The 25,006-nt window shown below is 45.8% G+C and carries 22 protein-coding genes and 1 tRNA gene; 8 read left to right on the plus strand and 15 right to left on the minus strand.

Going from position 1 to position 25,006, the window contains the following annotated elements; translation table 11 throughout:
* Positions 1-79 precede the first annotated feature (79 nt).
* The 4 genes from SCJ97_09345 to SCJ97_09360 all read left to right on the plus strand — a co-directional run bounded on the left by SCJ97_09345 (position 80) and on the right by SCJ97_09360 (position 2,997).
* Positions 80-1,624, plus strand: a complete 1,545-nt coding sequence (locus tag SCJ97_09345; GenBank protein ID MDW7740243.1) for an alpha-amylase family glycosyl hydrolase — start codon at positions 80-82, stop codon at positions 1,622-1,624.
* Between the two features lie 30 nt (positions 1,625-1,654).
* Positions 1,655-2,167 carry a DUF6125 family protein gene (locus SCJ97_09350; GenBank protein ID MDW7740244.1) on the plus strand — a complete coding sequence of 171 codons (513 nt, stop codon included), beginning with the start codon at positions 1,655-1,657 and terminating at the stop codon, positions 2,165-2,167.
* Between the two features lie 58 nt (positions 2,168-2,225).
* Positions 2,226-2,519, plus strand: a complete 294-nt coding sequence (locus SCJ97_09355; GenBank protein ID MDW7740245.1) for a metalloregulator ArsR/SmtB family transcription factor — start codon at positions 2,226-2,228, stop codon at positions 2,517-2,519.
* A gap of 355 nt (positions 2,520-2,874) precedes the next feature.
* Positions 2,875-2,997 (plus strand): desulfoferrodoxin FeS4 iron-binding domain-containing protein, encoded by a 123-nt coding sequence (locus SCJ97_09360; protein ID MDW7740246.1) that lies wholly within the window; start codon positions 2,875-2,877, stop codon positions 2,995-2,997.
* 128 nt (positions 2,998-3,125) lie between these two features.
* Here SCJ97_09360 and SCJ97_09365 read toward each other — a convergent pair whose 3' ends face one another.
* The 6 genes from SCJ97_09365 to SCJ97_09390 all read right to left on the minus strand — a co-directional run bounded on the left by SCJ97_09365 (position 3,126) and on the right by SCJ97_09390 (position 9,910).
* Positions 3,126-4,394 carry a saccharopine dehydrogenase NADP-binding domain-containing protein gene (locus SCJ97_09365; GenBank protein MDW7740247.1) on the minus strand — a complete coding sequence of 423 codons (1,269 nt, stop codon included), beginning with the start codon at positions 4,392-4,394 and terminating at the stop codon, positions 3,126-3,128.
* 71 nt (positions 4,395-4,465) lie between these two features.
* Positions 4,466-6,073, minus strand: coding sequence for a hypothetical protein (locus SCJ97_09370; protein MDW7740248.1), 1,608 nt, complete (start codon positions 6,071-6,073; stop codon positions 4,466-4,468).
* Between the two features lie 54 nt (positions 6,074-6,127).
* Positions 6,128-6,361 carry a hypothetical protein gene (locus tag SCJ97_09375; GenBank protein MDW7740249.1) on the minus strand — a complete coding sequence of 78 codons (234 nt, stop codon included), beginning with the start codon at positions 6,359-6,361 and terminating at the stop codon, positions 6,128-6,130.
* Positions 6,362-6,398: 37 nt separating this feature from the next.
* Entirely contained in the window at positions 6,399-8,153 is a 1,755-nt protein-coding gene (locus SCJ97_09380) for an aldehyde ferredoxin oxidoreductase family protein (GenBank protein MDW7740250.1), read from the minus strand.
* A complete protein-coding gene (locus tag SCJ97_09385) occupies positions 8,153-8,545 on the minus strand; it encodes a 4Fe-4S binding protein (GenBank protein MDW7740251.1) in 393 nt (130 codons plus the stop codon). The genes SCJ97_09380 and SCJ97_09385 overlap by 1 nt, the downstream gene beginning before the upstream one ends.
* Before the next feature lie 24 nt (positions 8,546-8,569).
* Positions 8,570-9,910: a putrescine aminotransferase gene (locus tag SCJ97_09390; GenBank protein MDW7740252.1), complete on the minus strand. Its 1,341-nt coding sequence runs from the start codon at positions 9,908-9,910 to the stop codon at positions 8,570-8,572.
* 318 nt (positions 9,911-10,228) lie between these two features.
* Here SCJ97_09390 and SCJ97_09395 point away from each other — a divergent pair, with 318 nt between their 5' ends.
* A complete protein-coding gene (locus tag SCJ97_09395; protein ID MDW7740253.1) occupies positions 10,229-12,028 on the plus strand; it encodes a sigma 54-interacting transcriptional regulator in 1,800 nt (599 codons plus the stop codon).
* 17 nt (positions 12,029-12,045) lie between these two features.
* Positions 12,046-12,954 carry a polyamine aminopropyltransferase gene (speE, locus tag SCJ97_09400; protein MDW7740254.1) on the plus strand — a complete coding sequence of 303 codons (909 nt, stop codon included), beginning with the start codon at positions 12,046-12,048 and terminating at the stop codon, positions 12,952-12,954.
* A gap of 104 nt (positions 12,955-13,058) precedes the next feature.
* Here speE and SCJ97_09405 read toward each other — a convergent pair whose 3' ends face one another.
* From SCJ97_09405 to SCJ97_09420, 4 genes are all read right to left on the minus strand, one after another.
* Entirely contained in the window at positions 13,059-13,991 is a 933-nt protein-coding gene (locus SCJ97_09405; protein ID MDW7740255.1) for a prenyltransferase, read from the minus strand.
* Position 13,992: 1 nt separating this feature from the next.
* Positions 13,993-15,243 carry an aspartate kinase gene (locus SCJ97_09410; GenBank protein MDW7740256.1) on the minus strand — a complete coding sequence of 417 codons (1,251 nt, stop codon included), beginning with the start codon at positions 15,241-15,243 and terminating at the stop codon, positions 13,993-13,995.
* 89 nt (positions 15,244-15,332) lie between these two features.
* Positions 15,333-16,463 (minus strand): 2-hydroxyacyl-CoA dehydratase family protein, encoded by a 1,131-nt coding sequence (locus SCJ97_09415; GenBank protein MDW7740257.1) that lies wholly within the window; start codon positions 16,461-16,463, stop codon positions 15,333-15,335.
* A gap of 1 nt (position 16,464) precedes the next feature.
* Positions 16,465-17,799 carry a 2-hydroxyacyl-CoA dehydratase family protein gene (locus SCJ97_09420; protein MDW7740258.1) on the minus strand — a complete coding sequence of 445 codons (1,335 nt, stop codon included), beginning with the start codon at positions 17,797-17,799 and terminating at the stop codon, positions 16,465-16,467.
* Positions 17,800-17,953: 154 nt separating this feature from the next.
* Here SCJ97_09420 and hisG point away from each other — a divergent pair, with 154 nt between their 5' ends.
* Both hisG and SCJ97_09430 read left to right on the plus strand, forming a co-directional pair.
* Complete coding sequence (hisG, locus tag SCJ97_09425; GenBank protein MDW7740259.1) at positions 17,954-18,826, plus strand: ATP phosphoribosyltransferase; 873 nt, start codon at positions 17,954-17,956, stop codon at positions 18,824-18,826.
* Positions 18,827-18,851: 25 nt separating this feature from the next.
* Positions 18,852-19,781 (plus strand): peptidylprolyl isomerase, encoded by a 930-nt coding sequence (locus tag SCJ97_09430; protein MDW7740260.1) that lies wholly within the window; start codon positions 18,852-18,854, stop codon positions 19,779-19,781.
* Positions 19,782-19,833: 52 nt separating this feature from the next.
* Here SCJ97_09430 and SCJ97_09435 read toward each other — a convergent pair whose 3' ends face one another.
* From SCJ97_09435 to SCJ97_09455, 5 genes are all read right to left on the minus strand, one after another.
* Positions 19,834-20,595, minus strand: coding sequence for a glutamine amidotransferase (locus SCJ97_09435; GenBank protein MDW7740261.1), 762 nt, complete (start codon positions 20,593-20,595; stop codon positions 19,834-19,836).
* Positions 20,596-20,597: 2 nt separating this feature from the next.
* Positions 20,598-22,034, minus strand: coding sequence for a Mur ligase family protein (locus SCJ97_09440; protein MDW7740262.1), 1,437 nt, complete (start codon positions 22,032-22,034; stop codon positions 20,598-20,600).
* Positions 22,035-22,058: 24 nt separating this feature from the next.
* Positions 22,059-22,523 carry a CBS domain-containing protein gene (locus SCJ97_09445; GenBank protein ID MDW7740263.1) on the minus strand — a complete coding sequence of 155 codons (465 nt, stop codon included), beginning with the start codon at positions 22,521-22,523 and terminating at the stop codon, positions 22,059-22,061.
* A 101-nt stretch (positions 22,524-22,624) separates the two neighbouring features.
* Entirely contained in the window at positions 22,625-24,463 is a 1,839-nt protein-coding gene (locus SCJ97_09450) for an ASKHA domain-containing protein (protein ID MDW7740264.1), read from the minus strand.
* Between the two features lie 66 nt (positions 24,464-24,529).
* Positions 24,530-24,604, minus strand: a tRNA-Arg gene (locus SCJ97_09455).
* Positions 24,605-25,006 lie beyond the last annotated feature (402 nt).

Genomic DNA, 25,006 nt, shown 5'->3' on the forward strand with positions numbered 1-25,006 from the left:
TAGCAACAACGATGGTATTGGAGATCTTCAGGGGATTATCTCCAGGCTTGATTATCTGAATGACGGTACTCCGAATTCACTGGGTATCGATGCTATATGGTTCAGCCCTTTTTTTACCAGCCCTGATTTTGATTACGGTTACGATGTTGCCGATTACCGTGACATTGATCCGCGATATGGGACCCTGCAGGATTTCGACCTGCTTCTTTATGAGGCACATAGAAGAGGGATCAGAATTTTGCTGGACCTGGTTGTCAACCACACATCACATCTACACCCCTGGTTTGTAGAATCCCGTTCTTCCAGGAGCAATCCAAAAAGGCAATGGTATATATGGAAAGATGGCCGAGGCCCCGGTAACAGGGTGCCGAATAACTGGCGTAACAATTTTTTCGGACCGGCCTGGACCTTCGATGAAGAAACAGGACAATATTACCTGCATTCATTTTTAAAGGAACAGCCAGATCTGAACTGGGATAACCCGGAGGTTCGCGAAGCTATAGCCGATGTTATAAGATTTTGGCTTGACCGTGGTGTTGACGGATTCAGGCTTGATGTGCCCCATATCTATTGCAAGGACAAGTATTTCCGGAACAATCCTCCATTTTATGCCTGCGAGCGCTCTAAAACGAGTGTTCCTTTGAGTGATCGTCTTTTGATGTCAAACATCATGAAACTGTTGTCGCTGCCGGAACTGCAAAAACGAAAATATAACCAACACCAACCGGAGACTCACGAGGTGCTCAAAGGCTTTCGAAGTGTATTTAATTCATATTCCGGTATAACCAGTGTGGGTGAGGTAATCACTGATGATCCCAGTCAATTGGTTTCGTATTACGGAAGAGGTAACGATGAACTGCATATGAATTTTTATTTTGAATTACTGCACTGCCGGTGGACAGCCGGGGCATTTAAAAGGTGTGTTGATCGATGGGAAGCTTCACTTCCGCCAGAGGCCTGGCCCGCCTATGCTTTCAGCAATCATGATGTAATTAGGACAGCCAGCCGTTATGATCGGGGTGGAAAGGGCTGGAAAAGGGCCCGCATGCTGGTGTTGATGCTGATGACCTTCAGGGGCTCGCCATTTATTTATTACGGTGAAGAAATTGCGATGAAAGAAGTGAGACTGCCCAGAGAAGATTTACGTGATCCCATCGGAGTCAGATGGTTTCCCTTTCATCGCGGGCGGGATGGCTGCCGGACACCAATGCTGTGGGATAATGGACCGAACGGTGGTTTTTCCAAGCAACAGCCATGGCTGCCGGTCAGTCCGGAAGCCGACACATTAAATGTATCTGCCCAGGAAAGCGATCCTGATTCGCATCTTAACTTCTTCAAACAGTTAATCTGGCTTCGTAAAGGCTTGCCTGCCCTGTTGGGTGGCAGATATGAAAGTTTAACAGAAGGTATTCCCGGGGAAATATATGCCTATCTTCGAAAACATGAAAAGCAAAACCTACTGATAGCGCTTAACTTTTCTTCCAGAAAGCAGGAATTTGTTCTGTCGAAGAGTAAGGGAATAAAACAACTGATTATTTCCACTGATCCTGATCGCAAAGAAATCGGCCGGGCCGGCTCGATAACTCTCGAACCGGAAGAAGGTATATTAGTCGACCTTAATTAATCGACAAATCTGATGATAAGGAGAACCGCAGTGGATCTGAAGAAGTTTAGTCGTGAAGAACTGGAGCAGTTGTTGAGTGATTTTGCAAAGAGGTGGTTGGCTCATGATGGGCTTTGGTTCCAGCAGGTCGAAAAAGCTCATGGTATGGATGAAGCTATCAGACTGGATATTGGAGCCTGGGAACGTTTTACGGTAATTGAAGCTGAAAGAATTATGGCCTTTCTCGGGATTGGGAAGGGAGGGGGCTTGTCTGCCTTGAAGAAAGCACTTCAGTTGAGACTTTATGCGTTTATAAACATACAGGAAATCTCTGAGCCGGATGAAAGTACAATTATTTTTAAAATGGTGGACTGCAGGGTTCAATCAGCCCGGAGACGTAAACAGCTCCCCGAATTTCCCTGCCGCCCGGTGGGGCTTGTTGAGTACAGCGGTTTTGCAAAAACCATTGATCCCCGGATTGAAACCAGGTGCCTGCACTGCCCCCCGGATGAACATCCCGAAGATAGTTTCTGCGCCTGGGAATTTACTTTAAATGAAGAATAAGTGTTGATTTATTCTAATATTATGATATAATCATAATATGTGCAAAGGAGGTCTCCTGATGGATATAACAGCAGAAATGTCTTTGATAAAAGAAAAGGCAAATTTATTGAAGGCACTTTCCAATCCTGTCCGACTCTGTATAGTAAAGGAATTATTACACAGAGATACATGCAATGTTTCCAACATGCAAAATTGTATGCAGTTGTCGCAATCAACAGTATCTCAGCACCTGGGAAGGCTTAGAGATCTTGGTATTGTAGTGGGGGATCGGCGGGGAACAGAAGTATTTTACAGTGTGGCAAGTGAAGAAGCTGCTGCTGTTATCAGGGCTCTTTTCAATATATCAGAATAGAGGAGGTTTTATCCATGTTCACTGTAACGGATAAAGCAAAAGAAAAATTTGTTGAGTTTTTAAACGAAGAAGGCAAGAAAGATGCCTATGTTCGCATCTATATAAGCGGTGTTGGCTGAGGCGGACCTAGGTACGGCCTGACTCTGGATGAGTCGGTTCAGGAAGAAAAAGATCTAGTTCATGAAACAGAAGAAGTTAAGTTTGTTTTTGAAAACGGAATTTCTGATTTCCTCAGTGGGAAATTGATCGACTATCATGATGGTCCACGAGGCGGTTTTTCTGTTACTGATGGCAGCGGGCAAAGCGGATGTGGAGATTGCAGCTGCTAAATATTCAACTGGAGGTAATGTAAGTTATGGCTACTGCAGTTGGCGAGGTATATAAGTGTCAGGTATGCACCAATGTCGTAAAGGTTCTGGAAGATGGGGTAGGTACCCTGGTTTGTTGTGATGAGCCGATGGAATTGGTAGAAGAGTAGTCTTCAATAAGCATAAATTGATCTTTTAACTAATTGAGCCGGAGCTTTTTGAACAAAGTCCCGGCTCACTCTTTTTTAAATCGTTAAAATCACAGAATTAAAGACTGATCTTAAAGGTTTAAAACTGGTTATGCTTCCAGCAATTTTTTCATATTAAGTTTTTCGCTGTATTCCGAGTCCATTTCTAGGAGGCCTCCCGGAAATTCGTATTTGGCCATCCTTGCTATATATGGATCCGGATCGAAGGATTCAGGCCCGTGGACCCCTTTCAAATCCCAAATTCCTTTGGCAGCCAACTCGAGCATGATTACCGGACTGAATGCAGTCTGTGCTACAACAGAATTTGTCCTGTATTTCTTGTAACACTCCTGGTTGTCTGCTACCTGGTAAAGGTAAACTGATCTTCTCATCCCGTCTTTTTTCCCGGTTACCCAGGTCCCGGCACAACCTTTACCGATCATTTTTGGTGCAAGTTCAAGGGGGTTCGGAACAACTTTAACCAGAAAATCCCGTGGAGTTATTTCACTTTCTCCAACCTTGATTTTCCTGGTGGCGCTATCCATTCCGCAGTCCTGAAGATTGAGCAGCAATGCCCTCATTTCACGGGGAACCCCGAACTTAAAGGTAACCCTGTTACAGTCGATCTCTCTGGGGATGAGGATAACCTCTTCATGCTCGATATTGATCACTTCAACGTCGCCTATTCCACCCGGAAAAGAGAAGATCTCCGGTTCAGAAAAAACTTCAGTACAGTACCAGCCGCGATCCTTTTCCCATATAACAGGCGGATTGAGACACTCTTCTATAGTAGTCCAGATTGAAAAACCGAAAGCTACGCCCTCATACCCGGGTATTTCGTAATTGTCTCCATCCCGAACGTTTATTTCATCGATGGTATCAAAAAGATGCTTGGCTGCAAACTTGGCATAAACATTGGCCATACCGGGTTCAACTCCTGAACCGACTATAGCCATCAAACCTGCTTTTTGCCAATCTTTATGCCTGGCAAACTGGTAGTCACCCAACTTGACGTTGGTCAACTCGTAAGGTTTTTCCGGATGCTTTTTAGATAAAGTCATTGCACAGTCTATATAGCCTACATTGCATTCCAGGCATGTGTCGAAAATATTTTCGTTGAAAACCGGCTCAACCGCATTCATCACAAAATCAATCTGATGTTTTTTAATCAGCTCTTTGATACTTTCTGCATTACCCGCATCAACCTTTTCGGCGACAAACCGGTAGTCGCTACACATGGCGGCAACCTCTTCAGCTCTGGGCAGTTTATAATCAGCCAGGACAACTTTTTCTGCCCAGGAGCCTTCTTCTCCGGCCCGTTTGATGATCATTGCTGTCGATTGCCCCACACCTCCCGAGCCGATAATAAGTAATTTCAAGGGTATCCCTCCGCAGAGTTTATTTATAAACAAAGGCGGCCATTAAACGGCCGCCTGTTTACACCATGTATTTAAGAAGACTTGGACCAGAAGAATTTTGGCATATTACTCATGTCTTCGCCGTCAAGCGTCCTCATCGGTTTAGGAGGATATTTCTTCTGGGTTGCCAGTGAAACAATTATTAAAGTCAGGAAGCTGATGATAAAAGCCGGAACCAGGGCAATGAAGATTGCATCATCCATAGCCCATGACATATATACCTCGCCCTCAACCAAAACATCCATATTTGCTTCCATGGTTGCAGGCAGGACTGCCAGGTAGACAATGATCCAGGAAACAAGGCCGGTAAAGAATGAACTTACGGCGCCTGCTACATTCGCTTTCTTCCAGAAGTAACCGATTATATAGGCTCCGGAAACGGTAGCCAGCTGGATGCCACCGGAAAGGACGATCAACTTGTAGACTGTTTCAAAGTAAAGGGCAATCGCCATAGCAAAAAGAGTTACAATTGGAATGCAAATCCTGACTACTTTCAGTACCTGTTGTGGAGTGGCTTCAGGTTTTAAATTGCGATAAATATTATGCCCGATCAGGGTAGAAATAATCAGCGAATTGTCTCCGGAAGTGCTGACAATGGCCGCTGCCAGGGATACGATAAAGAGTACGCCAGCCCAGGGAGGCAGGAACGTATAGGCTGCCCAGGGCAAAACATTTTCAGCTTCAGATACAGGCACCCCTTCGAGCATCCCTGTCGTAAATACGGCAATTCCGATCAAAACCGGTATCATACCGATAGTCAGGTAAAGCACCCCGCTGGTCAGAAAACCGGCAACAGCTGTCTTCTCGTTCTTAGCTGCCAACGCTCGCTGCATCAATACCTGGCTCGGAACATCGCCCAGAGATAGTGAAGTCCACGCCGAAATATATAGCAGGACGGCAAACAGGCCGGTATACCAGAGGTACCCCTCCTCGCCACTTTCTATCTTCATCGACCAGGTTGGCAGTTCAGCCCAGTTTTCAGCGGTTTGGAATAGCTCGCCAAGTCCGCCAACCTCACCCAAAGCAGCAGGCAGGAGAACCAGAAGACCAACAATGATCAGAACAAACCCGATGGCATCAACCCGGGACAGGGCCCAGAGGCCACCGAAGCTGGTTACTATGATGATGGCCACCGTAGCGATAATTACAGCAGTTTGCATGCTGAACCCGGTGGTGAGATAAACAATAATTCCTAAAGCCACCAACTGCCCGCCCAGCCAGGCCAGGGCAGAGAGAATCTGAATGATAGTATATAGTAAGCCGCTGAACTTGCTATAACGATGGTTAAAGAAATCTGTAACTGTTGTATACTTGGCTTTACGCATTCTGTAAGCGAAGAAAATACCGATAATGACCATGCAAAGGGCTGGTGCCCAGGGGTCGAAAATAACCCCCTGCATTCCGAAGAGAAATGCATAGCCGGCAGCTCCCATCATTGCCCCGGCACAGATCCATGTGGCAATAATCGAAGGGACCATGAATATAAAGCTAAGCTGGCGTCCGGCAACGGTAAGGTCGTCTGCTTCATGAACTTTGCGACTGTAGAAAACGCCGAGCCCGATAATAACAACCATGTAGATTCCGAGGAATAGAAGGATCCAATTAGCTGTTGAAAATACTTGCAGGATACTATCTTCCATACGTTGTAAATCCTCCTTATTAATTAATAATATGCTAAATTACTTAGGTATCTATTAACCTCCGGCAACACGGGGATTAAAGACGATAAGCTCACCTCCCTTAAGGGATTCGTCCAGGCTAGATTTACTTCCATTTACCTGAATAAAAGAAACTGAGGAGGTGGGAATACCCAGTTGTTCGGCAATTTCACGTACTGTTAGTATCGTTCTATCGAATTCTAGTTCCAGTGTGTCGGAATCATTCCCGTATTTTTTCAGCGGGCCTTTTAACTGGAGAAAAACTTTCATTTTCTGCACCTCCTCTTTTGTTGCTTACTTACATTTTCTAAAGGTTCAATTCTGTTTTCTTGGCTTTGCTTATCCGGCCATTGTCTTCCCAACCGCGCAGTTTGTAATATTCAGAGAGCATTTTTTCGTATTCCTCTCGCGGCAGAAGTTTGCCTTCAGTTGCACCGGTGGTCAGTTCTTCTTTATATATGCGCTCGGGCAGGTAATCATCTTTACGCACGAAGCCTTCCCTTTCGTTGAAAAGGCGGGCTAGGTTATTAATCCGCTCTCCGATTTTGATCAGATCATCGGCAGAAATTTCCCTGTTCAGAAGTGAACTCAGAATTTCAGCCATTCGCTCGGTGCTGAGAGCCCAAAAATCACAGAATATAGCTGAGAATTTAACTGAATTAATTTCTTGCAGATCAATAACCAGTTTAGCCTTACCTTCGCTGGTAAAAGGATCAATATCTCCGAATGCTTCCACAGCAGCCGGCCAGGCTCTCATGTGACAGGCTCCGCGGTCGGCAGTGCCGTAAGCCAGCCCCATTGACCATGATCCTCTCGGCTCGTAACCCGGTATTTCAAGGCCTTTTACCTGCATGGCAAAGTCAGAGCCTCCATACTTTTCTGCCATGGCCCTGACTCCCATGGCCAGATCAGCGCCAACGCCTTCTTTACGGGCAATTAATCCGGGCATTTCCAAATATCTTTCCACCTGGCCGAACCTGATGTCAAAGTCATGGATGCTCTTTTCAGTAAGTTCCATGGCAAAGGCAACAGCGTTACCGGCCGATATTGTATCTAAACAGTGATCATCGCAAAGACGATTAAATTCCATTACTGCTTCCAGATCACCTATTCCGCAGTTGGATCCACAAAGCGCAAGTGTTTCATATTCCGGTCCCTCAACCCGGGTGTTACCTTTAACGACATAGTTGCTGCAGGCCAACGGGCAGGCGAAACAGGCTTTTTTGGCTTTAAGGAAACTTTTAACTGCTTCGGAATTTACACCTTCATAATCGTCAAAAGTACCTTCCTGAAAGTTGCGGGTAGGAAGGATCCCGGTTGACTGGCTTAAATCGACAATCATGGGGGTCCCGTCACTGTAAGCCCACATGTTATCATCGGTCATCGTATCTTCACGCTTTATTTTATTCATGGCAGCAGAAAATTTACGGGTATTGGGTATTTTAATCCCCTTGGTACCCCTGACAGAAATTGCTTTCAGGTTTTTACTGCCCATAACGGCGCCAATACCTCCGCGACCGGCCTGCCGGTATAGTTCAGAACTGATGCAGGCCATGGGGATAAGATTTTCTCCGGCCTGTCCGATTGCCATGGTAACTACATCTCCCAGAGTATCGGCAATTATATGCTCTGTTTCATGAGCGCCTTTACCCCAGATCCCTGCGGCACTGCGCAGTTCAACTTTATCGTCTTCAATATAGAGATAAACCGGTATTTTAGATTTACCTTCAATGATGACAGCATCATAACCGGAGTATTTTATTTCGGCAGATATGTGACCGCCAATAGAACAGTCTAGAATTGTGCCTGTGGCCGGTGATTTAGCGGCGATAGCGAGCTTCCCCGAGTTGGGTATAATCGTACCCGTCATCGGTCCGGTCATCAAAATCAGTTTATTTTCTTCAGATAGAGGATCAATACCCGGTTCCAGTTCTTCGTAGAGATATTTGATACTCAGCCCTTTGCCGCCAAGATAATCATTTGCCCACTGCTCATTCAACGATTCGGTTGTAGCTTTTCCGGTTGACAGATTAACTCTTAATACTTTTCCGGTATAGGCCATTATTTATTCACCTCCTCGAAGGTTAGCGCCTCTGTTGGACACCAGTTGGCACAACTACGGCACTGGACACAAACCCCTATCCCCTTCGGTTTCTTGACAATTACCTGCGGAGGGCAGATATCGACACATAGGCCGCAGTCAGTACAGAGTTCTTCAACAAACGACAGACGGTCGTTTTTGAGAATTATCGCATCTACCGGACAGGCTTCTACACAGCTTAGACAAAGGTCACAGGTTTGTCCCTTTACCACCAGACCATCACGGTTGTAGCGGGAAGTAATCTTCAGCCGAGCTAAACGGGGATTAAATTCCTCTTCATTTTGTGCGCTGCAGGCTAAATGACACAGCTTGCAGCCGATACATTTTTCTGCATGAAAAAACAGCGCTTTCAAGCAATACCCACTCCTTTCATCAAATTAATTATCAGATACTTTTTTTGTAACCTTTTCAATCATCTCCACCACCTGATCGATCTCCTCGATACTGATCGTCAGGGCCGGTTCGATCCTGATCGTTGATGCATTATTCAGCGTTCCGGCAACCAGTATCCCGTTTTCGAAAAGGCCACGGGCTACTTTGTAACCGGTTAGATCATCAGTGAATTCCAGACCGATCAACAGCCCTTTTCCACGGGCCTCTTTTAGAGCTGGATATTTTCGGGCTATACGCTGTAGCTTGGGTAAGATATAACTGCCCTTTTCAGCAGCCTGCTCGACGATTCCTTCATCAATGATCACCTGTATTCCCGCTATTGCAGCCGCACAGGCAAGGGGGTTGCCGCCGAAAGTTGTTGAATGCAGGAACGGATTGGGCATCATTTGCTGCCAGATTTCTGAGGTTGAAACATATGCCCCTATTGGCATAACTCCACCACCGAAAGATTTTCCCAGGCACAAAATGTCGGGGACTATACCATAATGTTCAATGGCAAACATCATTCCCGTCCGGCCCATGCCCGTTTGAACTTCGTCGACAATTAACAAAACACCAAACTCGTCACAAATTTCCCGAACGTGAGCGAAATATTCTTCAGGGGGGATAACAACTCCTCCTTCGCCCTGGATCGGTTCAAGAATTACGGCGGCAATTTCCTGGCCGACAGCAAAGGAGCTGGATATAGTTTTCTTCAGGATGTCGGCATCACCAAAGGGGATATGCTGAAAATAGGGCAGGAGGGGCAAATAAGGTTTACGGAAAACCGATTTACCTGCGGCGCTGAGAGAACCCAGTGATTTGCCGTGATATCCTCCAACAGCAGCGATAACCCCTGGTCTGCCTGTATGCAGCCTGGCCAGCTTTAAAGCGCCCTCAATTGATTCTGTGCCGCTGTTGGTAAAAAATGAATACTGGAGATCTCCCGGGGTAATCAAGGCAACGATTTTTGCCAGCATTGCCCGCAGTGGATCGAGCAGTTCCTGGCTGTGCAGCGCCTGTCGCTCCAGTTGATTTTTGACCGCTTCCACCACTTTTGGATGGCGATGCCCAACATTGTATACTCCATAACCACCAAGGCAATCAACATATCTTCTTCCGTTAATATCGGTAAATCCGGTACCGCTGTCAGACCATTCCACCGCCTTGTAATCGGTTGAAACCGATTTGCGGTATTCCAAAAAACCGGGATTACAGTGTTCTTTAAAACCCTGCAGCGTCTCGTTGGTGATCCAGTTAATATCATCATCTGTTAAATTTTTTTTTGAAATAAAGTCGAGAACTTTTTCACTATAGCTAAGTGCGTTGATCAGTTTTTCACTCAAACCAAATTTCCTTCCTTTTGCAGTCGGATATTAGTAATTCATGCAATATTAGTGCCAAATATGGCTAACAATGATCTTCTGTTATGGTTCCATTTGAAAACCAAAAAACCGCTGTATTGTCTTATTTTAAAGCTTTTTTTAAATTAATATTGTTAATCCAGGTATCTCAATATTAATAAATTCTAATTTGGCTGTCATATTCTTCTCGATAATGAGAAATTATTTGAGACCTGGCTAAATTAACGGCAGGGTATCGGAGCGAGGTGACGAATAACTCTTAAAATGCTAAATCTAATTATTTTAACGGAGACTTGCTGAATGACCGGATTGATGCGTATACAACCGATGGTTCAGGACCTTGCGGAAGCGATAGCAGCAGCGCTTTCAATTGAGGTTGAAATAGTGGATGAAGAACTGACCGTAGTTGCCGGCAGCAGCTGCTACAAAGAAAAAATAGGGCAAAAAGAAGAACTGGGCCTTCTGGATAGTGATTTTTTATATGCCAGAACATTACGCAGCGGGAAGTCGTTTGTGGTGAATGACCCGATCAGTGATCCCGGATACGATCCATCTTCACTTGAGGGGACTACTCCTGAGATGGCCGAAATTTGTTCACCCATCCTTTTGGATCATAACGTTATCGGGGTTATAGGCTTGGTTGCTTTTGATAAAATGCAGAAGGAGAAGCTGATTTCCAAAACAGGAGCGGTCTTATCTTTTCTGCAGCATTTAAGCCGGTTTCTGGCAGCCAAGGTATCAGAAAGCGAAGCAGTTGATCGCCTGACCAGGGTTTCAATTGAGCTTTCTACAATACTTGAAACTATTCATGAAGGAGCTCTGGCTATTGATGCCAATGGTGTGGTTACACATTCCAATACAACTGCAGAAAAGTTATTGAGACTAAACCGGAATGAAATTCTTGGCAAAAACCTGGGTGATTTCTGGGTAGATACTCCGGCGCTGGAAGTTTTGAAAACAGGTAAGGAATATATAGAAAAAGAAGAATTTTACCAGGCCAAAGGTCGTCGAAGTATGCACTTTATAGTTTCAGTGCGTCCCATCCCGGGACCTGACAGGCCTGACGGCGCTGTCGTCTCATTTCGTGATATATCCGAAGCTCGCAGGCTGATCTATGATCTTAGCGCAACGGCTATGGATTATACTTTTGAAGATATAATCGGCGAAAGCAAATCGATCCTGCAGGTTAAAGAACAGGCTCTGAGAGTTGCCGCCGGAAATTCAACGGTCCTTATTACCGGAGAGAGCGGGACAGGTAAAGAAATATTTGCCCGGGCTATACATTCGGCCAGTACCAGAAAAGAAGGTCCCTTTATCAGCGTCAACTGCGGAGCAATTCCGGAAACACTTCTGGAGAGTGAACTGTTTGGATACGAGGGAGGAGCTTTTACCGGGGCAAGAAAAGAGGGTAAGGCAGGCAAATTTGAACTGGCCAACGAAGGGACAATTTTCCTTGATGAAATCGGTGAAATGCCACTGCACCTGCAGGTTAAACTTCTGCATGTCCTGCAAAACAGGGAAGTTGAAAGGGTTGGTGGTTCAAAGAAAATCCCTGTTGATGTAAGGATAATTGCCGCCTCCAACCGTGATTTGGAAAATATGATGCACGAAGGAAATTTTCGTAAAGATCTCTATTTTCGCCTGAGTGTAATTCCCCTGCATATCCCCCCCTTGAAAGAACGCCGAGAGGATATTCCGGCCCTGGTTGAGAGATGTCTCGATAAATATGCTCCCATGCTGAACAAAAAGTTTAATGCAATCGATCCGGACGCCATCAAGTGTTTGCTGCACTATCACTGGCCGGGAAATGTGCGGGAACTTGAGAATGCTGTGGAGTATGCTGTAAATATGGCTTCTGGAGATACTGTTACGCTGATGAGTCTGCCGCCCAGAATAAGGGAAACAGAGACTGATAAGATTATGACGGCAGATCTACCTCTGAAAGACCGGGTAAAAGAATATGAAAAAATTATACTGCATGAATACCTGCAGAGATATGGCACATCTTTTGAGAGCAAAAATGATATTGCCGAAAAACTTGATATAAGCCGCGCAACTTTATATCGCAAGCTGGCCGAACTCGGTCTCTCAAACAAATAAGCAGAGGAGGAGAAACGATGTCTCCATTGGAATGGAACTGGTACATTGAATATACCACTGATTATCATGGTTACCTTTATGCGATTAAACAATATCTGTTCAACGGTGTAACCCCTTTCCAGAAAGTTGACATTATCGAAACTTATACTTATGGTAAGATGCTAATACTTGATGGTAAAACTCAGTCAGCTGAGTTTGATGAGCACATTTACCATGAAGCTTTAGTTCATCCGGCAGCGGTCATGCATGGGAATCCGAAAAAGGTTATGGTCATGGGTGGGGGAGAAGGTGCAATAATCAGGGAAATTTGCCGTTACAAAAATATTGATGAGATAGTAATGGTTGACATTGACCGCACAGTAGTTGAAATGTGCCGTGAACATCTCCCGGAGTGGCATCAGGGTAGTTTTGATGACAGCCGGGTCGAACTGCTGCATATGGATGCAAGGAAATATCTCGAAGAAACTGATCGAAAGTTCGATATTATCTACAGTGACTTGACGGAGCCTGCTGAAGAAGGTCCATCCAAACTCTTGTTCACCCGTGAATTTTATAAAATGGTTAAAACCAGGCTCAATCCCGGTGGGATACTGGTTGTTCAGTCAGGAGGATTCAGTACTGATTATCTGAGTATTCACGGGGCGATCAGAAATACTCTCAACCTCAATTTTCCTTATGTTCGATCGTACCATACCTTTATTCCTTCGTTTGACTGCTCCTGGGGCTACATGATTGCCTGTGAAAATCGAACCAATTTTGATCTTAAACGGGAAGAGGTCGACAGGCGCTTGGATGGGATTTCCGACCAACTGAAATTTTATGATGGCGAAACCCACGAAGGGATGTTTTGTGTCCCCAAAGATATACGCCTTGCTCTTGATAAAGACCGGGCAATCATCGAGGACGAAAAACCGCTATCCTTCTGATCCTACATTCTTAATTTTGAGAATAATATGTTCCAATTTCTTATTAATTAGATTCTCTTGGGATATGATGTCCAGGTATATCCTTTGTTTTTCTGAAGTACATATCATAAAAGTAATGAGAGCAGGGCGGCGGCAACCATGGTTAATCCGGTAATCTGGTAGATCTGAATTGTTTTTGCATTGGCTTCGGTCAGCACCGGGATATTGTTGTAATGCTGACGGGCAACCCTGATTGCTTTTATCGAAACTGGAAGACTCAAAAGAGAGAGGAGCCAGAAAGGGTTTCTGCTAATGACTGCCAGTAAGATAAATGACAGGTAAGCAAGCCCGAATAAAAGTACAAAGATATTAACACCCTTCTCTTTGCCTAAGCGGACCAATCCATTTAGTTTCCCGCCTTTTAGATCAGCCTCGTAATCCGGATACTGGTTGATCCAGAGCACATTGGCAATAAGGAATCCGATCGGCAGGGAAGCCAATATAACCAGGGGAGTGATCGTATGGGCCTGAACAAGAAAAGTACCTGTGGTGATCAGCGGTCCGAAGGTAAGGCCAACAACCATTTCTCCTATCCCGCGGTATGCAAACTTGAAAGGAGGAAGGCTGTAGGAGAGGGCAAAGAACACACCGGCCAGACCGACCCAGATCACTGCAAATTCCCGGGCAAGCACGATATATATTCCAAGTATACATCCCAAAAGTATGGTAACCATACCGATTACCAGATTTTCTTTTAAGGATAATTTACCGTCTATTATGGTTTTTTTGCCGCCGCTGAAGGGGGTACGTTTATCCGGAGTTACAAAGCGGTCAACCCCGCTTAAATAATCGACATATTCATTGAAAGCGTTTTTACCAATTTCGATCAGGTATATTGCCACTGCCCCAATCAGGAACCAACCCCAACTGAAAGATCCGAGATATGCATAAGCGAGGGCAGCACCCACGGCCATGGGTATTGTCGATGCTATCCATATTTTCGGATCGGCAATTTGCCAGAAACCCTGCCAGAATCTTTTTAACCGGTTTTCCGCCATGCTACTCCTTTTCTGAGGGGCGATGTGGCTTTTCGTCAAGGCCAAATGTATTATGAATAGCCCTGACAGCAAGTTCACCATATTTCTCTTCTATAACGCAGGATATTCGATATTCAGAAGTACTGATCATCTCGATATTGATATTTTCATCAGCCAGCGATTTGAACATTCTGAATGCCACCCCGGGATGGCTTTTAATCCCTATCCCAACAGCTGAAACCTTTACTATGTTATTATCAGCCAGCATTTCCAGAGCCCCGATTTCTTCGGTCACTATACTGACCAGTTTGCTTGCATGATCCAACTCGGAGGTTGGCACTGTGAAGGTGAAGTCGGCGAAACCGTCGATACTGGCGTTCTGAATAATCATATCGACATTAATTGCCGCGTCGGCCAGGGGAGAGAGGATTCTGTAAGCAATTCCCGGACGGTCGGGAACCCTGATTAGTGAGATTTTCGATACATTTTTTTCCAGGGTCACACCCTTGATTATTAAGTTTTCCATTTCATCCTCCTCGTTAACAATCCAGGTTTCCCTGTCTCCCCCAAACGATGATTTAACCACCAGGGGCACCTGGTACTTTTGAGCCAGTTCAACTGAACGGGCATGCAGTACTTTTGCTCCAAGCCCAGCCAATTCAAGCATTTCCTGGTATGACACCTTTTCAAGATGGCGGGCATGGGGGCATATACCTGGGTCGGCAGTATACACTCCATCAACATCAGTATATATCTCGCAACAGTCAGCCTTCAGGGCAGCTGCAAGAGCAACTGCGGTTGTATCAGATCCGCCACGACCGAGAGTTGTAATACTTCCGTCTTCGGCAACCCCCTGAAAACCGGTTATAACCGGTATTATATCTTCCTGAATTGTTTTTTCAAGAACTTCTGTCTGCAGATCAAGAATACGAGCCCGGTTATGAATATTGTCGGTTACAAGAGGAAGCTGCAAACCCAGGAAAGACCTTGCAGTCTGCCCCAGGCTTACCAAAGTCATTGCCAGCAAGGCGGCGCAAGCCTGTTCTCCGGTAGCAAGCAGTGCGTCCAGTTCTCGTGCAGAAGGGTTTGTCGTAATCTCACCAGCCAATTCAAGTAAATGATCAGTTTGATCTCCCATGGCGGAAACTACGACAGCTACCCGGTTTCCTTCCTGTCTGGCCTTGGCAACCTTAACTGCTACCCTGCGGATATGGTCGATGGATGCAACCGAGGTGCCACCATATTTCTGAATAATCAAGGCCAAAATGTTCACGCACCTTTACTATGGAGAAAATGTTCCATTCCGAAAAATGAATGTCACTATTTTCTCATATTTGGCGCGCCGATACAAGTTTTTTCGGATTACCTGAGAATTTCAAGAAAGGCCTGAATTCTTGTCTTAATCGCTTCAGAAGGCTCAAAGCTATAATTGTCGTCAATCAGAAGCATGGGAAACCCTTCTTTTTTCAGGTAGTCACGCAGGTCCGGGTAATCAAGTTTATGGGGATCGCAAAAAGAGATGCAGTATCCGATAATACCATCAACCTCATATTCTCTGACCCTTTCAAGAATATAATCAAACCTGTTTACTCCGGGACCGCGATCTGTCCTGGGACACTGAAAATTGATAAAGTAATGTTCAGTTAAACTTTCATAGGGATCATCAGTCTGGGGGATGTCTTCTTCCCATGTTCTGAAACCGATACAGGTATCATCTGCGACTACTTTTCCTCCAGATTCTTCGATTAACCGGTATAATGAAGAGTCATCCATTATGCTTCCCCAAACCAGTATCCGGGGGAAGATTTCGCTGCCCTGTTTACGTTCAGAAGCAGTATCCAGGGTTTTTTTGAGTAATGCTCTGAACTCACTGGCCGGCAGCGCTCCTCCCGTAATCAGCAGGTCGATCATTTCACTGCCTTCGATAAGAGGAATTTTTTCTTTTCGAAGAGCATAGAGTTTTCTTACCAGGGAACGGTTTTCATTATAGAGATTAATGGAATCCTTTAATGCCGATTCTTCAACATTTTTACCTGTAAATTTTTCCAGGCTTTCCCTGAAAAATCCCAGTTCACGCTTGTAAAAACGCCGTGCTTGCGGGCTGACCTGATGTGGAACATTAAACATGTATGAATAAGCCAGGGGGTGATAATGAGTCCAGATTCCGTAAAGCCGCTGGACCATATCACAGCTGTGAGAGATGATCAAACCATCCAAAAAATCATAATGCCCCCGGACTGCCCTGGAGAGGACACTGCGGACATAGGTACATCCGTAGGGCTCTACATAAGAATCTGCAGCTGAAGTATCTTCTCCCGGAAAACTGGTAATCCTGTAAGGGATAGCGCCGGCAGCGCTGATCAGTTCCGGGGGAGCAAAACAGCAGAGGTAACCGATAACCGGTTTGTTTGTTTCAGCTTTTATCCGGCGAATCATTTCTTCATTTTGAGCAGTTATACTGTTATTTTTCCGACCAATAAGTTTGGCATTCATCCTAGTTACCTCCCTTTTTTGTTCGATCTACCGTTTCGAGAAATGCATGCAGCCGTGTTTTGATCTGGGCATCTGACCATAGCCGGGGATCAGCCATATCGCTCTCAAATATCAATGATGGGATACCGATTTCTGCAAGACGGTTTTTCGTGTGAACTTCTCCGAATGATACAGCCCGGCAGGAGCGTGTAAGATGCATAATTGCCCCGCTAAGGCTGAAATCTTTGACCAACTCTTCCAGTAGCGAGCTGCCGACAAATCCGCCGAAGACAGCTGGGTTGCAGAGCTCGGGCATGGCTTCCGCACCATAGTCATGCATCTTCACCGCCCTTTGCCAGGTTCGTTTGACTATTGCCTCGAGCGGGTCGGAGAGGTCGACTTCAAAATGATCTCCCACGTTATAGGTTGACTCATAAGCAAATACGGCTCCCAGCGACTCCAGGTAATTGAAAATACCCATGTTGAACCATGGCGGCAGGCCAAACCAGATAAATCGATATTTTTCATCTTCAACAACGCCTATGCCTCGTTCAACACGATCCTTTACTTCTTCGTACATTTCCCGGTAGAAATCTACTGCCTCCTGGTCTCCCACCAGGTACATTTGGGGAATAATTGCATGGAAATAGTCTGTTGATCCCATCGGAGAGGGGATTGCTTTACGTAATGCCAGGGTATCCCGCCAGTAAGCCAACGCTTTATGAGAGAGGGCCATTATTTCTCTCAGAAGTGCCAGATCAAGTTTCTTGCCCGTATGCTTTTCCAGAAATTCAATCTGTCCCGCCAGATCTTCGCGGAGAAGAGTCAGGTAATGCTCCTCGATCCGCGGGTCTCTGGGGTTTATATCGTAGGGAGGGGCCAGGGGATCACTGCTGTAAACGGGAACGTCAAAGAAGCGGGTTGCAATCGACTGAAACCATTTCCAGCGCGGTTCACAGATAAAACCGGAACCGAGCAGCATAGCCGGTGTTCCCATACCCCCGGGAAGGGGAGATTCGGGAGGGGCTTCACCGGTTTCCTTGAAAAGTTTACAATAACCCATCGTGTTGGTTACGTAGGAACAGAGTTCCGGTGAGTAGCCATCGCCCTCGGCAACTTCAATAAATTTGGGGGCCACCAACCTGCTGGCACACATTGTCCCGAAGTTTTCAGGCCATTCAAATAGAAGATCAAATGCTTTCAATAACTCGGGAGGGACTCCCACCATGCACCAGGCCAAAGGTTCATTGCTGAAACGTCGTTCAATCATCCGCATGAAGAATCTGGGCAGCATCTCTTTCATTTTCCGGGTTGTTTCCAGGTGGCGTTTAGCCCGGCTCATTTCGCTTTGGGTCATGCTTCAGCCTCCTTAACCTTTACTGCACTCTTTATTCTTGATTTCAGCCTGCTAATCCTTCCGAATCATTGTTGCCGTTGATCGCCTTCGCGTTGACAGCGGGCAGCCGACATGCTAACTTATTACTATTGGAATGAGAAAGGGTGTGTAATCTATGGGAATATTAAAGCTGGGCCTGCCGGCCGGAAGTCTGCAGAATACAACACTTGAGATGTTCAAGAAGGCCGGTTATAATATACAGATCGGTGAACGCTCTTATTATCCCTATATTGATGACGAAGAGATTGAATGTGTCCTGATGAGGGCTCAGGAAATACCGAAATATGTTGAAGAACAGGTTCTCGATGTCGGTTTAACCGGGAAGGACTGGATTACTGAAACCGGGGCTGACGTTGTTGAACTGGCCGATTTGAATTATTCAAAAAGGGGACTACGCCCGGTCCGCCTGGTTCTGGCAGTTCCCCAGAATTCCCCTTTCGAAAAGGTTGAAGACCTGGAAGGCAAACGTATTGCAACAGAATTGGTTGAGACAACCCGCCGTTACCTGGAAGAGAAGGGTGTAAATGCTGCAGTATCATTTTCCTGGGGAGCAACGGAGGTTAAACCGCCTCTGTTGGCTGATGCCATAGCGGAGTTAACCGAAACGGGACGTTCACTGAAGGCCAACCAGCTGAAAATAATCGAAACAATACTGATTTCAACACCCAGGGTAATTATGAACCGGGCGAGCGCAGGGGATCCCTGGAAACTAAAAAAAGTGGAACGGATGGTTACTTTGCTTAAAGGGGCATTACTTGCCGAGCAGAAAGTAATGCTTAAAATGAATGTCCATAGCGATAACCTGGCGAAGGTGATTGACCTGCTGCCGGCGCTGAGGAAGCCAACTATATCTAATTTATGTGCTGACAAGTGGGTGGCTGTGGAGAGTGTTGTCGATGAGAAAAAGGTGCGAACACTGATTTGCGATTTACAGGAAGCGGGAGCAGAGGGGATCCTTGAGTTCCCGATGAATAAAATAATCCCGTAAATTTATGAAGAGGGGTGTGGGTGTTTTGGAAAAGGAAAAGAGAGATAATCAGGAATTCCTCAATAAGATTATGAAACCTCAGATTCTACTGGGTGCTGTTGCTGTTTTGCTGATAGCAGTGATTGTCCTGGCTGTTTTGTTATTCTCGACAGCGCCGGGTAGTAAAGAAGCGGTAGCGTTGGTAAACGGTGAAGAAATTACCAGGGACGAACTTTTTGAGGCTATGTACGAACAAAACGGGCAGGAAGCGCTCGATCAGCTTATCACCAGGAAATTGATTTTACAGAAAGCGACTGTCGAAGGCATAACAGTTACGAGCGAAGAGATTGATGCGGAGGTTAATACGATCATCGATGATAATTTCCAGGGATCGGAAGAAGACTTCCTGATGGTTCTCGATTATTATGGCATATCTCTGGATGATTTCAGGGAAGATGCCAGGTTAAATTTATTGGTCCGCAATCTGGCCATGAGCCAAATCGATACATCAGATGATACAGTGAGAACGTTTTTTGAAGAAAACCGTTCACGGTTTGACCAGCAGGAAGAAGTTGAAGCCAGACATATCCTGGTTGAAAGCGAAGAAGAAGCCTTGGATGTATTGACCCGGCTGAGGGATGGTGAAGAATTTGCCTTCCTTGCTGCCGAATATTCTCTCGATCAATCGAACAAAGATAACGGTGGGTACCTTGGGTTCTTTGGAAGAGGAGCGATGGTCGAAGAATTTGAGACAGAGGCGTTCAATCTTGCGATTGATGAAATCAGCGAACCGGTTGAAACCAGTTTCGGTTACCATATAATTCAGGTGCTTGATCGCCGTGAAGCAGCCGCTGTTAACTATGAAGATGTGAGTGAAATGGTCAAAGATACTATGATTGACGAGCAGATCACTCCTGTGATCAACCAGCTGGTTCAAACCCTTTACGAGGAGGCAGAAATCGAGTATCTCCTTTAACTAAGCGGTGTAACAAAGTGGTAAGAAAAATGTTTGCCGAGGTGGATTAAATTCAGGCCCTGGTTGACAACCTCTCATGTTTCTTTGATCCGGCCAATTCGATCGCTGCCAGGTGGGCTGATTGCTCAAAGGAATCATCCAGTTCCCTTAGCTGGTGCGGCTGACTGCGATATGAGAGAGCTTTCTCGAGCAAATAATCTGTCAGCCAGGGGTTTTTAGGAAGCAGAGAGCCGTGAAGATAGGTGCCGATTAGATTATTGAATACGGCACCTTCTGTTTTATCGGTGCCGTTGTTGCCAAAACCAATAAGAACTTTCCCCAGTGGTTTTACCGAAGGGCCTAAATATGTTTTCCCACCATGGTTTTCAAAGCCGACCAGGGTTTTTTCCGGTTTCCATAACGGACAGCTTATCACAGCATTACCGATCAGCCTCCTGGATCCGGACTCTGTATAAAGATCAATTATATCGAGTCCACCAAATTTTTCGCCGGTATGTGCGGTATAATAATGACCCAGCAGCTGGTAAGATCCGCAAACGGCAAAAAGGACCATACCGTTGTCTATGGCGGCTACCAAATCACTTCGGCGAATTTTTAAATCCCCGGCGATCAATTTTTGATCGCTGTCCTGGCCGCCTCCCATGAAAAGCAAGTCACATTCTTTGAAATCGATGAGATCACCGGGCTCCACGGTAATTATATTAGTTTTGAAACCATGCCATTCTGCCCGGCGGCAGAGAGCGAGCATATTGCCGCGATCACCGTAAAGGTTTAAATGATTGGGATAAAGGTGATAGATATTGATTGATACCATTTTCAGCTCTCCCAGTAGGGTTTCCCCAACCCCATCCTGTTCAGATGTTTTCTGATTTCCAGCATAGCTGTATATGTGGGGAGAATAATAATATTTTCTCCCTCCGAAGTTAACTTAAGGATTTTGTTTAAAGCTTTTTCTGTATTTTCCTCAACAACGATTGAATCCGGACTGATACCGGCATATTTAAAACGAACAGCCATATCCCATGCTCTTAATCCCGAGACAAGGATGATTGAAATTCCTTCCTTTTTTGCTACAAAGTATTCAAAATCGACATCCCAGAGCCAGGATACATCCCTGCCGTCGGCTATTTTATCGTTGATGGCCACCATAAGACTGATCTTGTCCGACTGGTTGAGGATCGTTCTTAAAACCTCATTGGCGCCAACCGGATTTTTGATCAAGGCCATTGTTATCGACTTTCCACTCCAGTTGAACTGCTCCATCCTGCCGAATGATGGAACAGCTTCTTCAATAGACCTGATGATGACGTCAGAAGGAATGGACATGGCCACGGCACAGGTTACAGCTGCCAGTATATTATACAAATTATAAGTCCCTGCCAGCGACGATTTCATTGTTATCTTCTCGTCGGGCAGTTCAATTTCAAGAACTTCACCACCGCCTGCCGCAGTTTTTTTCCTGGTTAGCTTAACATCGGGGGTTTCGCGTTTGAAATTGCAGGAAGGACAGTGAAAATGCCCCAGGTGGGCGTAGTATATCCTGCTGTAATCAAGTCTGGCATTGCAGTTTGGACAGGTCTTAATATCCCGGCCTGTATTCTGGAATCGATCCTCAGGCAGTTCAAGTTCCAGGCCATATGTCCACCTATTTTTTCCGGCAACTAATCCGGTAAGGGAGGGGTCGTCCCCGTTAAGAACCTGAAAGCCCTCTTCTGGCTGATATTCCAAGCCTCTTTTAATTGCATCGCGGATCCAGTCGACTTCGCCGTAACGATCAAGCTGATCTCTGAAGACGTTAGTAACAACGATACCTTTGGGTTTGATACTTTGCACGACTCCGGGGAATGCCCCCTCGTCAACTTCCATTATTGCACATTCGCCTGCCGGCTTTCCTGTCAGGCTGGATGCTTCAACCAGGGCTGAGGTCACCCCCCAGGACATGTTAGACCCGGATTGATTGCGGATACATCTTAATCCGGATTCTTTCATTACTCCGCTGATCAATGCAGCCGTTGTTGTTTTGCCGTTTGTTCCGGTAATTAAAATACTGCCATCTTGCAGCTTTCCGGCCAGGGCTGAAGGGATAGCCGGATCTAATTTCAGAACTGCTCTTCCAGGTAGTGTTGTACCGCCTCGCCCGAGAAGCCTGGTTAGAAGGATTAACCCCTTGCCGAGAATCATCCCGGTTAGGAGTTTAATTTTAAACAGGCGGTTATTAAAACCGCCTGTATCTGATTCCCGTTCTTTTTCCACTTTTTACCTCTCAGATTGTGCACTTTAGAGTTTGGCCATACACTGGACCATATCGGCCCTGGTGACAATGCCGACCAGATTACCGTCGCTGTCTACAACGGGCACACGATTGATTTTTCGGCGATTCATTAGTTGGGCAACATCAGTTGCCGATGTGTCTTCGGTTACTGTAAAAACCTTTTTAGTCATCACCTGACCGACGCTGGTTTTGTGAAGAAGATCAAACCCTTTGCGCATACTTGCCAGGTCGGATATTTCGGCATAAGGAGAAATCCACCCCGAAAGATTTGACAGGGGAATTACATTCAGTTGCTGAGAATAACGGATAATATCAGTATCGGATATAACACCGATCACTTTTCCTGCCGTGTCGACGACAGGGAATCCACTGAAACGATGTTTTGCCAGCATCTCAATAACATTTTGAAGAGTTTGCTCTTCAGTTACGCTGAGTGCCGGAGAAGTCATAATATCCTTGGCAGTGTACATTTCTTACCTCCCGAATGGTTGTTTAGCTTTAATTTCTACAGGTCCCGGTTTTTTCCTGCATAGTGGAAGAGATTCAGATCTATTTCAGGATTCGGGTTAGCTTAAATCTTGCCGAATGACAGGGCATCTACGAAAATCTCCTGGAAATCGATGCGGGTTGAAAGTTCAAGGTGCTCAACTTTTCCGGGTAATTCCAGGGCCCGAAACCGCGCTTTTTTTGAAGCAAGAGCCATTTTTGCTCCATCGCCGGCGGCGTTGCCCACTGCAATAATTTTCTCGGCAGGAATCTGAGGCAGCAAACCGATAGTCAGGGCGCTTTCCTTACGAACATAGTTGCCGAAAGCGCCGGCAAGCATAACCTGATCGAGATCATCTTCGCTGATTCCGGCTTCTTTTAACAATATAACCAAACCGGCATATATGGCTCCCTTGGCCAACTGCAGTTCCCGGACATCACCCTGGGTAAGCACTATATCGTCTCCACTTTCAGTATCTTTGCCCGCAACCAGTACGAATTCGAAACCGCTTTTACCGCGCCGCAAACGATCTCTGAACTGGGGAGGCACCTTGTCCGGATTTTCTTCCACGTTTACAAAGCGTCCGTTTGGCTCAATCAATCCAGCCTGGATTAGTGCTGCTGCAGCATCAATTAAACCGGAGCCGCAGATTCCGCAGGCCGGTTCGTCATCGATCATGCTTAGAGTGATATCCTCATTTACAAAGCTGACCGTTTCAATAGCTCCGGCTGCAGCTCGCATGCCCTGCTTTATCTGAGCCCCTTCAAATGCCGGGCCGGCAGCGGTTGAGCAGGCCATAAGTCTGCCGTTGGCAGCCAGAACAAGTTCGCCGTTAGTTCCGATGTCGATGGCTGCACAATTGTCTTTTCGCTGGTCCATACCGGTAGCCAGAATTACACCTACAGTATCGGAACCTACATATCCTGCAATATTGGGCAGAAATGTAACAAGGCCTGCCGGATGAATATTCAAGCCGATTTCGGAGGCTTCAACCTTCAGCGCCCGGCTGTAGGCTGGGATGAAGGGAGCAGGCGCCAGGTAGGTAGGGTCGATACCCATAAAGAGATGGCTCATGGTTGTATTGCCGACTAAAACGATTTCATAAACCCGATCTTTGGGGATTCTGGTTTGTCTGAGCAGATTCTTGATAATCTGGTTTGCCGATTCCACTACTTTGTCCTGAAGCTGTTTCAAGCCACCTTCAACCTGAGAAGCATGGGTAATCCTGGAGATCACATCAGCGCCGTATATATTCTGAGGGTTGGTTGCTGCCGATACGGCGATTACCTCGGCGTTTTTTAGATCCAGCAGGGACCCGACAATAGTTGTAGTTCCAATATCAAATGCGATTCCGTACATATAGTCGCCGGTGTTACCCGGTTCAAGTGAAATGATTCTATTTCCGTCAATCGCTGCCGTAACGGAAAAACCGTTATTCCTGAGCATGGAAGGCAGTCCGCTGAGTTCGCGCGGTTTAACAGACAGGTCGCCTTTTTTTAATTCTCCGAGTAGCCGTTCAAGGTCTGCGGTCTGGTCTTTAACAGCCGGTTTTGATAACTTTACGGCAATTTTTTCCAAAACCGGATCTGCTTCCAGTTTTTCAACCCCGCCGGCCAGGGAGATTTTTCTGGTGTGGGCATCTTTCTGAAGAGGAACATCCACAACCATGTTTTTATCTACAGTTCTTTGACAGGCCAAAACCCACCCGGATTGCAGCTCATTTTCTGATAGAAATTTCTTTTCGGCCGGGGAAGGATTATTTTCCAGGCCTTCCGTGATGTTTACCCTGCATTTTCCGCAGGTTCCCTTGCCGGCACAGTCGCCTTCAATGTATAAACCGGCCTTGTCGGCTGCTTTCAGGAGGTTGGTTCCCGGATCGACTTCAATTTCCTTATTCTGGGGAATAAATTTTACTTTAGGCATAAATGCTGTTCACCTTCCATTATAAAAATAAATAAAAGCAACCTTCAGGCAGGTTGCTCCTTGATATGGTGCGCCCGCAGGGATTCGAACCCCGACTTCAGGCTCCGGAGGCCTGCGTGATATCCCTTTCACCACGGGCGCCTGATAATTCTGCACAAAGTCATAATACCATCTCGCCTATGACAAGTCAACGAAGTGAAATTAGGGCGTGAAGTGAAATAAAGGCGGTTATGGGAGCATGCCCGTTAGTTTGACAGCATAAATATTGGGAAAAGACTAAGAATCCTTTAAGCATAAGGCTTGGGGGGTTTATTTTTTTTGAAATAACTACATATAATAGTGGCACAAATAGGCACAATATGATATAATACAATGTAAGCAGCATATCTGAGTTCAAAGGAGCCGCCGCCTATGTATCTTAAAAAAACGTATCGAAAAGATTCGGGCCGAACCTATCTTGTAATCGCTCAAAAATACAGAAATCCAAAGACAAATGTTTCTACGGATCGCACGATCAAATCTTTAGGTTATCTCGACGAATTA

The sequence above is a fragment of the Bacillota bacterium genome (genome assembly GCA_033549065.1).
Classification (GTDB): domain Bacteria; phylum Bacillota; class Dethiobacteria; order DTU022; family DTU022; genus JAWSUE01.